General features: G+C 40.7%; 11 protein-coding genes and 1 pseudogene. 5 read left to right on the top strand and 7 right to left on the bottom strand.

Features of this window, described 5'->3' with window-relative positions; translation table 11 throughout:
• The first annotated feature begins 3 nt into the window (after positions 1-3).
• The 3 genes from V2H41_RS10160 to V2H41_RS10150 all read left to right on the top strand — a co-directional run bounded on the left by V2H41_RS10160 (position 4) and on the right by V2H41_RS10150 (position 6676).
• Complete coding sequence (locus tag V2H41_RS10160) at positions 4-870, top strand: hypothetical protein (RefSeq protein WP_330975045.1); 867 nt, start codon at positions 4-6, stop codon at positions 868-870.
• Between the two features lie 621 nt (positions 871-1491).
• On the top strand, positions 1492-4659 hold the full coding sequence (locus tag V2H41_RS10155) for a SusC/RagA family TonB-linked outer membrane protein (protein WP_330975044.1): 3168 nt from the start codon (positions 1492-1494) through the stop codon (positions 4657-4659).
• Between the two features lie 19 nt (positions 4660-4678).
• A complete protein-coding gene (locus tag V2H41_RS10150) occupies positions 4679-6676 on the top strand; it encodes a SusD/RagB family nutrient-binding outer membrane lipoprotein (RefSeq protein WP_330975043.1) in 1998 nt (665 codons plus the stop codon).
• 157 nt (positions 6677-6833) lie between these two features.
• Here the strand turns inward: V2H41_RS10150 and V2H41_RS10145 are convergent, their stop codons facing one another.
• The 7 genes and pseudogenes from V2H41_RS10145 to ispG all read right to left on the bottom strand — a co-directional run bounded on the left by V2H41_RS10145 (position 6834) and on the right by ispG (position 12386).
• Positions 6834-7211: a nuclear transport factor 2 family protein gene (locus V2H41_RS10145; protein WP_330975042.1), complete on the bottom strand. Its 378-nt coding sequence runs from the start codon at positions 7209-7211 to the stop codon at positions 6834-6836.
• A gap of 3 nt (positions 7212-7214) precedes the next feature.
• Positions 7215-7616, bottom strand: a complete 402-nt coding sequence (locus V2H41_RS10140; RefSeq protein ID WP_330975041.1) for a hypothetical protein — start codon at positions 7614-7616, stop codon at positions 7215-7217.
• 27 nt (positions 7617-7643) lie between these two features.
• Positions 7644-8417, bottom strand: a complete 774-nt coding sequence (locus V2H41_RS10135) for an MBL fold metallo-hydrolase (RefSeq protein ID WP_330975040.1) — start codon at positions 8415-8417, stop codon at positions 7644-7646.
• A 152-nt stretch (positions 8418-8569) separates the two neighbouring features.
• Positions 8570-9082 (bottom strand): annotated as a pseudogene (locus tag V2H41_RS10130) (DUF4872 domain-containing protein).
• A 53-nt stretch (positions 9083-9135) separates the two neighbouring features.
• Complete coding sequence (locus tag V2H41_RS10125; RefSeq protein WP_330975039.1) at positions 9136-9549, bottom strand: BtrH N-terminal domain-containing protein; 414 nt, start codon at positions 9547-9549, stop codon at positions 9136-9138.
• An 85-nt stretch (positions 9550-9634) separates the two neighbouring features.
• The gene (locus V2H41_RS10120) at positions 9635-10315 is read right to left on the bottom strand and encodes a lysoplasmalogenase (protein WP_330975038.1); all 681 of its coding nucleotides are present in this window, start codon (positions 10313-10315) and stop codon (positions 9635-9637) included.
• A gap of 40 nt (positions 10316-10355) precedes the next feature.
• Entirely contained in the window at positions 10356-12386 is a 2031-nt protein-coding gene (gene ispG / locus V2H41_RS10115; RefSeq protein WP_330975037.1) for a (E)-4-hydroxy-3-methylbut-2-enyl-diphosphate synthase, read from the bottom strand.
• A 107-nt stretch (positions 12387-12493) separates the two neighbouring features.
• Between ispG and V2H41_RS10110 the strand changes: the two genes are divergently transcribed.
• Together V2H41_RS10110 and V2H41_RS10105 are read left to right on the top strand one after the other, a co-directional pair.
• The gene (locus V2H41_RS10110; RefSeq protein ID WP_330975036.1) at positions 12494-13066 is read left to right on the top strand and encodes a Crp/Fnr family transcriptional regulator; all 573 of its coding nucleotides are present in this window, start codon (positions 12494-12496) and stop codon (positions 13064-13066) included.
• Positions 13067-13220: 154 nt separating this feature from the next.
• A complete protein-coding gene (locus tag V2H41_RS10105; protein ID WP_330975035.1) occupies positions 13221-13610 on the top strand; it encodes a VOC family protein in 390 nt (129 codons plus the stop codon).
• The last annotated feature ends 3 nt before the right edge of the window (positions 13611-13613 follow it).

Raw genomic sequence — 13613 nt, 5'->3', positions numbered from 1 at the left:
AGTATGGAAAAGTTAAAAGCGCTTATATTGCTGATTGTTGTTGCCAGTTTGGGGGTGGCTTGTAAAAAGCATGTTATCGAGTTTAAGTCAGAACCCTTGGCGCCTAATGCAGCAGAGTTTCAGCTACATTACTTTGTTCCGGTAGTAGCAGGCGCAGCCAATAATATTACCAAAATTGATCTTAACGGAGTCACTATTTTGGAAGATGCAACTACCTTATCTACGTACAACGCAGTTCCCAGTGGGGGAGTAGGAAGGTTTTATGCAACCAATCCTGGTGTGGCAAACCTTAAACTTTACCGTGGTCCTTCTAAGGAACTGGTATATGATCAGGATATAACTTTTAGGGAGGGTAAGCAAAATATCTTTGTGTATGATTTTAGTAAACCTCCTATCATCATTGATAACGGTTATCCCTATCCTGGTGTAGTTACTGACACTACTGCCAAATCTTCTTGGATTCGGTTTTATAACTTTCTTTTTGAAAGTGGTAATACACCTACTCCTTTACGCCTGCAATATCAGTATCAATACAACATGGATCCGGGCGTAACAGATCAGCGAAGCGAATGGCTTAATGTAGGCAATCCGGTGGCTTTTGGAGAAGCTACTGATTGGATAGAGGTGCCGGTAATTAAACATCCTAATAATTATATTTCTGGCGGTACCGAGCGCATCGATTACCGAATAAGAGTGATAGGTGCTGACGGAACTGATTTAGGACCTTTGCAAGTATTGAACTCTTCCAATGTGATGGTTGACTATAGTGATTGGTGGAATGCAACAATTGGCAGATGTGCGCACCACATATTGGGAGGCTATAGGGTGACTACTCCGATATCTTCTGTACGATTATTCTACGCACGATAGGAAGGGGTAGCCTTCAATTTATCTAAAATAATTTATTCTGTAATACCCGCTAAACACCATAGTTTAGTGGGTATTATAATATGTGTGTAGAGGAACTAGCGAAGTGAATTTCTTTAAAGCGACTAATAGAATAAATCAATATTTTTTTTTGTAATTTATGCAAAAATTTACATTACCTTTAGGGTGTTCCGGTATTAGTAATGGATTGTAATATGCTTAAACCCCTAATATTATATCAACTCATTTTATCAATGAAGAATCATACTAAATCTAACATATCCGGTGCTTACTCTTTATATGAATGTGTTGTGCAAGCTCGTTAACCCTCGAAAACTAAGGGCAACATGATCGTTCTATAATGTGGATTTATGTTGTCAAGAAAAGGAGCCTTCGTGGTGCTAAAACTAAAACTCTTTCAGGTTTTATGGATTGGATATAGGGATGTTGAAATAAGTCGTGTTCTTTGGATGATGCAATGACTAGTCGAAATAACGGGTTATTAGTACAGCTCTGATGAGAGTTAAAAAATATGCCTGGTATTTACCGGTCATTACAAGTTATCATCGCCGACTTCCAACTTACCATCTCAAATGAACATTTATATTTTTAAATACACATAATATGAGAAGGACAATTCTAAGTATGCTTTTGTTTGGGATGGCCTTTTGTTGTCTTCCAAACATTGTATGGGCTCAATCAAGAATCATAACTGGTACGGTAAAAAACCAGGCAGGTGAACCTGTTCCGGGTGCTACTATTGAGCAGCAGGGAACACAAAATGCAACCTCTAGTAATGAAGACGGTAATTTTACATTAAATGCAACAGGATCGGATCCTATTACGCTTGTTGTGACCTCTGTGGGCTACCAGCGTTCGGTAGTGCAAGTGAGCGGCAATACTGCTTCCATTATTATGACACCTGATGCAGATAATGTGATGGGCGAAGTAGTGGTAACCGCCTTGGGTATTAAGAAGGAAAGAAAGGCACTGGGATACTCTGTATCCGAGTTGAATGCCGCTGAGCTTATGAAGAATAAAAACACCAATGTTATCAATTCGCTCGTAGGTAAAGTACCCGGTGTAAATATTACACAATTTAGTGGTGCTGCCGGTGCCGGAGCTTCTATTACCATTCGTGGTGGTAACTCTACATCCGAAAGTAGACAGAATCAGCCTTTGTTTGTGGTTGATGGAGTAATTTATGATAACTCCACTACTGTTACCGGTAATACAGGAACGGATGGTATGAGTCGTAGCAATACTACTTTTTCCAACCGTGTAATGGATATCAACCCTGAAGATATCGAAAGCCTTTCTGTACTGAAAGGTGCGGCTGCTGCAGCATTGTACGGCTCTCGTGCTGCGGATGGTGTGGTAATTATTACTACAAAAAAAGGTTCTGAAGGATCGGCGAGAGTGAATGTGACCAGTAAAATCAGTACTTCATGGGCTAATAAACTTCCCGAAGCACAAACTACATTTGGGCCGGGTACCTACTCCGTAAATGGAATTTTAAATACTCAAAATGTTTATCAGTCTTGGGGTGCCAGAATTACTGATGCGGATACTTTATATGATAATATAGGTGAGTTCTTCCAACATGGTATTATTTACGATAATAATGTAAACGTTTCAGGCGGTTCTAAAAACGGTTCTTTCTATTTGTCGGGATCTAACTTTAATCAGACCGGTATAGTTCCCAAGACCGGATTTCGCAAGACAACTTTCCGTTTTAATGGCGAGCAACGTTATGGTAATCTTACTTTAAATGCTAACGTAGCATACTCTATTGCCGATATCGATAGAACATTAACAACGGCAGGTTTGTATAGTGGTGGCGGTAATGGTACTATGGGAGCGGTATACGGCTGGCCGCAGACTTTCGATATGAAACGTTATATCAACCCTGATGGCTCTCAATACAGAAGATTTGCAGGTACTCTTGCTCTGGAAGATGACATGGATAATCCTTATTGGATTATCAATATGGATAAACTCACTTCTAGAACCCGACGTATCACCGGAGGTATCAGCGGTAATTATAAAGTTACAGACTGGTGGGATGTAGTTGCACGTTTGGGATATGATCAATATATTACCAACGATTATACCTACATCGCTCCGGGTTCTGCTGTTGCCGCTTTATATCAAAATGGGCGCTTAAGTAAACCGTTGTATGATTATACTTATATCTCCACAACCGTAATGACAAATTTCCATAAAACTTTTGGAGATTTTGAAACACGCCTTATGTTAGGTACTACATCGGAAGATACCAAGACGAATAGTCAGAATCATTGGGGATATAATTTCGTAACAGCAGGAACTATCAGTTTTAATAATATCAATAATGATAACAAATTCTTTACTGATGGTACCAGCCGCAAAAGATTGGTAGGAGCTTATGGAGAAATAGGCGTTTCTTATAAGAATATTGCTTTCCTTACTGCCACAGGACGCAATGACTGGTCTTCCACATTACCTATTGAAAACAGATCCTATTTCTATCCTTCATTAAGCGGTTCATTTGTGTTCAGTGAATTATTATCTAGCAACAATGTGCTTTCTTTTGGTAAGTTAAGAGCCAGCTGGGCTCAGGTAGGTAAGGATGCTAACCCTTATGCAACTAATACCTACGTAAACCCACCTTACATGATAGGATCCTATATTTTAGTAGGTAATCAATGGGCGGCCGGTAACCCTAACATCAAACCCGAAATTCAAACTTCATGGGAAGTGGGTGGTGAATTCAGATTCTTAAGAGGACGTATAGGGCTGGATTATACCTATTATCACAGCCAAACCAAAAACCAGATTGCACAACCTCGTTTAGCTCAGTCTGGTGGCTTTATCTTCAGCTCGCTGAATACCGGATCGGTGATCAACAAGGGTATGGAAATTGCCCTTACAGGAAAGCCTATTGCGCAGAAAGATTTTAGCTGGGATGTAACACTGAACTTCTCTTATAATAAAGGTCGTTTGGGTGAATTCCTACCGGGTGTAGCTTATTTCTACCCAACCGATGCTCAGTTTGGAACTGTTAAGGCTGCTTCCATTCCTAACGGAGGGTACTTTCTGGGTATGACCGGTCAGTCTTATCTACGTGAAACTGATGCTGAAGGTAATGAACTGCCCAATGGTCGCTATCTGATCGATCCTAATACAGGTCTATACAAGCTCAATACAACCAACCCTGTAGTAGGTAACAGAGAGCCAGACTTCTTAGGCGGTTTGAACAATTCACTGCGCTTTAAAAATCTGTCAGTGGCCATATTGCTCGACTTCCGTAAAGGAGGTGATGTGTTTAATGGTACAGAATACGCGATGGTGCTAAACGGGTTGAGTAAAAAGACACTGTTGAACGATCGTCAATCGGTAACTGTATCGGGAGTAAACAGTGAGACCGGCGAGCCATATACACAGACTTACGAAGCTGATAAAACTTATACCATTGGAGGTACCACTTATGCCGGTACTAATATGATTCAACGTTATTGGCAGAACTATGCGGCCAACTCTTATCATTTTATTACCTCAGTAAACTGGTTAAAGCTGCGTTCTCTTACCTTATCATATGACTTTTCAGATATGATTAAAAACAAGAGAGTCATAAAAGGTTTGTCCGCAACAGCAGTAGGAACAAACTTGTTTACATGGACCAATTACGATGGTATGGATCCTGAAGTGAGTGCAGCAGGAGGTACAGGAGGTTCCGGATCTACTGGTATCGATTATCTAGGTGTTCCAGCTGTAGCCAGCTTCACATTTGGTATTAACATTACATTTTAATCAGCGAAAAAAGTAAGTTATGAAAAGATTAATATACTTAGTATTGGGGTGTACGCTTCTTTTAGGTGCATCTTCCTGTAAAAAATGGTTAGATATTAACGTTGACCCCGATAATCCTAACAATCAAAGCGTGTTGATTCAAAATCGCTTGCCCTGGATTGAACACTTCTATATGTACTCGGCAGGTGTATCTAACTATCGTACAGCTTTACAGGCGGGCGTATATTATACCACCAACGCCAATGGTAACACATTCAGTACCACATGGGCTCCGTCTAACGGAAACTCTACTACCCCTTACCAAACATGGTTTGTGGCTACTTCGTCGAATGTAGTGGACATGTATAACACGGCAGCAAAGCAAGGGGCTTATCATTACATGGCTGCTGCTAATGTATTCCATGCATTAGGTTTTATGCAAATGCTGGATATCTATGGTGAAATGCCTTATCATGAAGCTGCAACCGGAAATCCCAGTCCAAAGCCTGATGATGGAAAGACTATCTACTACGGTTGTATGGATAAACTGAATGAGGCTATTAGGCTCTTCAGTATGCAACAGGAAGTGGGAGCTCCCGATTTAGCAGCCGGCGACTTTATGAATCAAGGTAATGTGGATAAATGGATTAAGCTGTGTTGGGGACTAAAGGCTCGTTATATGCTGAAGATTTCCAAAAAAGCAGATTTGTTTAATGCCGATTCCGTACTTTACTGTTTATCCAAAGGACCGCAATCTAATGCAGATAATACAGTAGTGCCTTGTTTTAATAATAGTACTGTTACTGATTATCTATTGGGTGATCCTATTGTTACCAACGGTAACTATAACTACGCAGCTTATGGTAGTACACAGCGTATCTCTAAGTACTATTATGATATGCTTACCAACTTGCGTGGTTCGGGCGTAATAGATCCGCGTATGCCTAAAATTGTACCGGCTTCAATGGCTAATGTAAAGCTTGATGCGAATGGTAAGGTGTCTTCTTATACATGGAATCGTTCAATAGGAGTGGATTCTTATGGTCCCGCTACAAGGTTAGTAAAAGGTGGAGGGCCTGCTACTATTGCAACTGCAAGTTATGCAGCTTCCAATACAACCATCAATTACACTATTAATGATGCTACAGAGCGCGCCAATTTTATAGCAGCTCAAGTAGCTGCAGGACGGCAGCATGAGGTGGACGGCAATGTTGTAAAAGTTACTTACCCCGCCGGGTCTATTTATATCAACAGTAATAACTACGTACTTGCTGGAGATACCGTATACGTAAATCTACGCAGTACTTCATTAGCAACCGCAGGAAGTATTCCTCAGCCTGCTACAGACTTGAACTGGTATCCTTCACTGGCTGCCTATAATGCCGGTGTGGTAGGTTCTACTGGTTCTTTCCAGGTACGTCCTGTTTCTGATCATGAAATATTAACCTACCACGAAATGTGCTTTATCAAAGCAGAAGTGTATATGAGAAAAGGAGATAAAGCAAATGCATTCACTGCTTACAAGGAAGGCATTAGAGCGCATATGCAGATGATGCAGGCTAAACTTACCGAGTGGCAAGCCTCAGGTTATACTGCTACCAACCCTGATATGGCACCTATGGATCCCGCGGCCATTGAGGCCTATCTGTCCAGTGCAGCAGTATGTCAAAACGCTGGCGAATTAACCATGTCGGATATCATGTTGCAAAAATATATTGCAATGGGTTGTAGCATTGAAAACTGGAATGATATGCGCCGCTTTAACTTCAGTGCAGGTAATGTAGGCGGGTTTGGTGTAGTATATCCTGGATATCAAAGAGGTGCTTTGTTCTCAGGCGCTTCACAATTAACAGGAGCTTCCCCTACCGACCCTCGCTATTGGATGCGTCGTTGGCAACTACCTCCAGTATATGAGATCAACTATAACTCCGTTAATACATTAGCATTAAATCCGCATGCAGCGGACCCCAATATCTGGAGTATGCCTGTGTGGTGGGATTGTGCTTCAGACGAGGAGTATTATGGATATCTGAAATAGTAATACCGGATTTTATATATAGATACGGGCAGATCACTGCCCGTATTTTTTTATGTATTACACTGCTAATGATATCATATAGTCTCAAACTAAGATCTGATAGCATTCCTATAACCCCCTTTGTACTTAACACAATGATAATGGATAATAATGCACTCTATACAGGAATGATAAAAGAGGTGATGGACGCAATAATGTTTGTTCCTGCACTTTTAAACCTAAACACTTCACAAAATGTGTTTTTTGAACGTTTTGCAGACAATAACTGACCACTTACGGCAGCCTCACGTCCGTGGGTGATAATCGCATCTATTGTTATTTCTTTAGCATTCCAAATGGGGTGTTCAGGAAAGCGCTGTATACAATCAGCCTTTCCTATAATAGATTTTTTCCCTGGAATACACCAGTGCACTTGGTCCGCAATATGATTAGCAATAAAGGTTGCATCACTGCTGGCCAATGCGCTATACCACTCCTTCAAGAACAATTTTTTGGGGGCATTTCCGCAATCGGCCGGCAGGATGATTTTTCCCATAGGTTATTTTGTTTTTACACAATAGGAATATAAAGAAGCAATGGTGTTGTCTTCATTAAAAATATAAATATCGCAAGATGCTACTTCGGAGATAACTACATCTTCTCTTATAAAAGTTGCTGTACCATTCACCACTACCGAATTGTCATTTTCCAATACATGCAGGATTCTGAAATCGGTGGTAATGCTATCGAAATAATCTCTTATTTTTTCACAAAATGGAACAATTTCCGAAGCCCCTTTTAAAGTTTGCTGTCCAGGGGTGTCCCAAACCGTTGCATCGGAAAGATATGGGTAACAGGGTTTAAAATTTCCGGTCGAAAAAGATCTAGCGATTGCCGCTTTTTCCATCGTCTTAGTTTTTGCAGTAAAAATACTTTGTGGAATCACTTCTTGACTTGTCATAAGGCAATAACTTTTGAGTTTGGGCTATTAAAGGTTAATGGGTGTTTTCATTACATTATTGTATTCATGCAGCACTTGTTTAAAGGCCTCTTGTATATTTCCTCTAAACCTGCCACCATGATAGCAAATCAATTCCGCAATTTCATATTGGCTTAGTAAGGCTACCGAATGTACCGCCTGTTCCAAATCTAGGCAATACTGAGGGTTGGCAATATTTAGTTTATTATTTTCAACTACTATAGCATCAGCTGCAATAAGTATCTTTTGGGAGGGAATATATAATGATATATGTCCGGGAGTATGACCAGGTGTGGGTACTACTTGAATAGTACTCCACAAAGTATCACTCATTTGCAGCTTTTTATCTACTTGTACCGGTACTACCGATTGCAAAAACTTAATAAACTGTAGTGCGAATGGTTTTTGCTCTTCATTTAAATACTTTAATGACGCTTCTGCTTGAATTAAGCGTAATGATTTGCGTTTGCCACTGATGTAAGGGGCTTCGATAACGGGGGCCATGACCTGAATGTTGGGATATTTTTGCTTCAGTTCAGCGGCAGCACCCACGTGGTCTATATCATGATGGGTGAGAATCAGGCCTGTGAGATATTGCAAATCAATTCCCTGTTCGCGGGCAGCTTTTTCCAGCAGCTCCAGCTGACCAGGATACCCACAATCGACAAGTATATATTCTTGACCATGCTGAATGATAACCGGCCACAAAGTATCTGCCTTACCGTTAGTGGTAAACGGTATTTCCAGTAGATAGATATTCGTATTTTTTATAGCAGGCGACATTGTCGATTAATGTTGGCTGGACACATTAACTCCACATTACTCTATGATAACGTGCTATTTGACATTTATGCTGCAATCAGATATAAAAAAAAAATTAACAATAACGGACATGAGAAATAATACCCCCACTTTCGTGGATATATAGCTATTCTTTATAGAGAAGACAGCAATTTCATTGCCATTTTTTCTTTCTCTGAAATAGCTTTCATCACAGCCGAAGCTTGTTCTATATAGGCGATGTCTTTGCTTTCGCTCACCTTTTCAAAGCATGCTGATACAGTATTCCACATGTTGGCAATCTCAGTAAACTGTTCATATGCGTCATTTAGTGGTTTCAATCCTAGTAATTCGTAGCTTTCTTTTAAAAAATCGCGATACAGGTTTCTGAATAGAGCTCCTCCGGTTCCGCCTTTTTCCATCAGTCTTGCTGTATGCCTGAACTCTTGTTCAATGTTCTTACTACTATGAAACTATTCAAAAATAGCCTTCGCCGCTTTGAAAATACCTTTATAACCTATATTGGTAATGGGAGGATTGAGATAAGTCTTTGCATTATTACTGATAGCGGTGAGGATGATTTTATTCAAATTATAGGATTGTTGCGTCTTTTGTAAGGTATAATACAAATTTTTTGAAGCCATAGGCCCCTTCTCTGCACGCGCCATTGCTAGGCTTTCCAGACTGGTTTTTACGAGACATCCCTGTTGTTGGGTGTCTACTATAGGTATGCGTAGGTATCATCGTAACCATAGATTGTGGCATAATGTCCGGCAAAATGAAATGGCCTGGAAAAATATTGCAGGTGATAACAGTCTAGCTTTAATCCTACCGGCTGTCCATCATCGATAAGCTGTTTGACACCATCCCAAGCTTTTTGTTTGGAAGAGGTTTCTTTTACGATAAGCTCCAGCTGCAGGTGGTGGGCAATATTTTGTGTGAGTAGATCAGTTTTGATACGTCCTCCCAGAAAAGGATATTCCATCGTTTTCATCTTCCAATAAATAAATCCCAACCCCTCACCAATGCCAAAGAGCATAGGTTCTGATAGCTCTATGCCAATGTGCTTTAGTAAAGTTCCGGTAGCAGTAGTTTCACAATGCTGTCCTTTAAAAGGCGTAATATTAATTATCATAAATGTATTTTTTATGTAAAGATGAGCGCGGATGATGACAAGGGTATGTCAGGAAGATATTTTAGGATTAGGTAAAAGCTAAGTTTTAAACAGCTGCTTTATTATTGATATATCTTATACATCCTCTTACCAATAGCCATTGTGCCAGAATGTAAGTGCTCATAATGATCCAGGAGTTCCACCAGTGTGTTAGATAAAATTTGTTAACAGCCAGTACAGAGTCAGACACCACAAATAAAATGGCTCCCGTAAGAATATGTCGAGCAGTGATGTTATCCTTCAGATCGTAAAGATGCATGGCCAGTAGTAGCATAAAACTGATGACCAGACCGTATATGATAACGGGATATTTCATAGTGCCTAAGTGCGGCATCAGAAAGCCAAGGATCATCAAATAATATACACTAACAATAATACCTATGTACCATTTTCCGCAAATCGCTTCTTGTGTACGAATTGAATGAAAGGTGATGATATAGCAAATATGCGCTATCAGAAAAGCAATCAGTCCGGCTAAAAAATATATTTCGCTTTGTGAGCTGAACAACAGCAGGGTATCTCCGGTTATTGAGCCGAGTAATGCACCAATCATCCATTTCTTTAAGTGAGAACGAACGTCTGATGTTGATTTGAGAAAGTACCCTAGCAAGCTGGTTATCAACAAGGGTTTAAATAGGAAGAGTAATAGGGTATGGTTAAGTGCCAAGCCCAGAAAATAAAAACAGGTTACGGCAATAAAAAGATATCCCCAATATTTTGGTTTCATATGACAAGTTAAGCATCTGTTCTACATAACCGATGTTCTGCTATGGGTCAACCCACACATTATTTTCCTTGAGCAGGTTTATGAGTTCTTCCACTGCTATTTCGCTGTTGACGTTTCGTTTTACAACTTCTTTCCCTTTGTATAAAGTGATTTTTCCTGGCCCGCTTCCTACATATCCAAAATCTGCATCAGCCATTTCTCCAGGACCATTTACGATACAACCCATAATGGCAATCTTCACTCCTTTCAGGTGATGGGTTACGGAACGTATTTTGGTTGTGGTTTCTTGCAGGTCAAATAAAGTGCGACCACAAGAGGGGCAGGAAATGTATTCTGTTTTCGAAATACGCATGCGTGCAGCCTGCAATATGCTGAAGGCGGTATTGTTCAAGAAAGCCTCTGCACGGGCATTTTCTAATGCTGGTGTACTATAACGGCGTCCACTTAATTCAGTATGGGCAAAACCTTCGTAGGCTTCACGACTCATACGAAGGAAGATACCCTCACCAAACCCGTCTAGAAACAGAGCTCCCGTTTCGGTAGCGTAGTGAATGAGGTGTTCGTCTGCCGTGTGCCAGTTGCTTTCGGTAACGAAAATAATCGGAGTTTTAATTTTTTTATAAGCCAGCTTTATACAAAATGCACGTAAGGTTTGAACAGCATTTTGTTGGGTACTACTTAGGCATAACACTACATTAGGCTTGGAAACGATGGCATCAATGTGCGATGCATCTTCCGGACATTGAATTTGTACAAAATGAATATCGCTATTCCGAATAGCGGCGTTTATGAATTCGGTAGCCGTATATATTGGGAAAAATTTCTTTTCACCACTATCGACAGTGTGTGTTTGTAACGTTTTCCATCTTTCGTACGGCAGTATCACCTTTAGCGTTCCGGGCAATGCAAAGTCGATATCGCCTTCGCCGATATAGATATAATCCGCTGCTGCATCGGCAATATTCCACTTATCGTCGGCTTCGTTATAAGCGTAGCCAATACTTTGCAATGTAGCCGGAGTGATTTTTTTCATCTTACTCATGTCTGCAATCACTACCGGAACTTGGCCGCCTCCAATATTGTTTACAGCAACCGTTTCGTGCCGCATTAACTGAAAAGGACTATATGTATGTATAGGCAGTGATTGATGAGAAGATGACGTGGTGTTATATTCTGGTTGTGTAGTAGCAAGAGTGTAACGTTTTACAATATCTCGGCATACAGGAATTTCTAATTCCGGGTCCTCGGTCAGCGAAACGCGAATGGTATCGCCAATGCCGTCTTCCATGAGGGTGCCGATACCTACAGCAGACTTAATGCGGCCTTCCTCGCCGTCACCAGCCTCGGTAACGCCCAAGTGTAGCGGATAAATTTCGCCAAACTCTTCATACATCTGTTTAATCAGTAAGCGATAGGCCTGTACCATCACCTGCGGATTGCTGGCTTTCATGCTCAGTACAATCTGGTGATAATTCTCATCACGTGCGATACGTAAAAACTCCATCGCACTTTCTACCATGCCTATGGGGGTATCGCCATACCGACTCATGATACGGTCGCTAAGGCTACCATGATTCGTACCGATACGCATGGCGGTCCCATATTCTTTGCAGATTTTTACCAGTGGGGTAAATCTTTCGCGGATGCGCTCGATTTCTTCGGCATATTCCACGTCGGTATATTCGATTTTTTCAAATTTTTTCTTATCGGCATAATTACCTGGGTTCACACGAACCTTTTCCACAATACGCGCCGCAATTTCGGCAGCATTGGGGGTAAAATGTATATCTGCCACCAGTGGCGTAAAATATCCGCGTTTGTTTAGTTCTTTTTTGATATTAAGGAGATTTTCCGCTTCTTTTTTAGAAGGAGCCGTAATACGTACCAGTTCTGCACCTGCTTCTATGCAACGAATAGTTTGTTCTACTGTAGCAATGGTGTCCATCGTATCGGTGGTAGTCATCGTTTGTAACCGAATGGGATGAAAATTGCCCAGTAGTAAATCTCCAATTCTTACCTCTTTGGTTTTTAATCTTTTATATTGAGTAAGCGATTCCGCAAATAATTCCATGCTGCAAAGGTAAGCTGATAAGTTGAATGGTGGTTTTCAGAATGAAGAAAGGGGGGCATCAGATGAATTTGACTGAATTCAGTATTTTAGATGTTTAAATCCGCTATATGGAAGAGGTTTTTCAAAAAGTATATCGCCATCCACTGCTTACTGAGGCTGATTTGAAAACACTTGCAGATGCACACGAGCCTGTAGAGGTGCCCAAAGGCACCGTTCTTTTGAGGGAAGGAAAAATTGCTAACGAGTATTACATCTTGCAAAGTGGCATCGCACGTGCCTATGTATACGATTATAATGGGAACGAAATTACCACAGAGTTTTTTTCGGAGAATGAAGTGGTGATTTCTACATCCTCGCTATTTCAGCGTATACCATCACAAGAGAATATTCAAGCTGTAACGGACTGCATTTTATGGAAGTTGAACTTTGAAGTTTTTCAGCCACTGTTTCACAGCATGCCCGGATTTAGAGAGTGGGGACGGTTATGGTTTACCACTCAGCTGTTTTTTATTAAACAACGCTCTCTGGATATGATACGCGAAACCGCAACTGCACGCTACCTAAAATTACTTCAGGAGAAGCCGGAGATTATTCAGTATGTACCTCTCAAACAAATTGCTTCTTACTTAGGTGTTACTGATACCTCTCTCAGTAGGATTCGAAAAGAGATCTCGGCATAATTCCCTATGCTAATGAGCTGCTGAAGACTTACCAGTTACAATAATATTTTATCCAAAACCTGCATGTTTTCTTATCATATGACAAGTGAATTCTTGCCATATGATAAGTGATGTGTTACTCACGTCGTACTACTTTTGAGTAAAAGTCAATGTCATGGCGAATTTAAAATTCAATCCTGTCGTATGGTTTGAAATTTATGTTGAAGACATAGACCGGGCGACGAGGTTTTATGAAAACGTCTTGAGCATTAGGCTGGAAGATGCCTCTGACCCTACTAACGAGGAAACTCAAATGCGATTTTTCCCGGGGAATATGGAATGGCATGGAACGGGTGGAGCCTTGGTTAAAATGAAAGGCGTAAAAGCAGGTGGTGGAAATGTATTGGTTTATTTCGCGTGTGAAGACTGTGGTGTGGAGGAAGGTAGAGTAGAAGCGGCTGGTGGTAAAATCATCCAACCTAAAACCTCAATAGGAGAACATGGATTTTGCGCCATAGTGCAGGATACGGAAGGTAATGTTTTTGGACTGCACTCCATGAAATAAGCG

The organism is Niabella digestorum (assembly GCF_036409055.1).
Lineage (GTDB): Bacteria > Bacteroidota > Bacteroidia > Chitinophagales > Chitinophagaceae > Niabella > Niabella composti.
The sequence above is the reverse complement of the archived record's forward strand: the minus strand, read 5'-3'. Positions and strand labels throughout refer to the sequence as shown.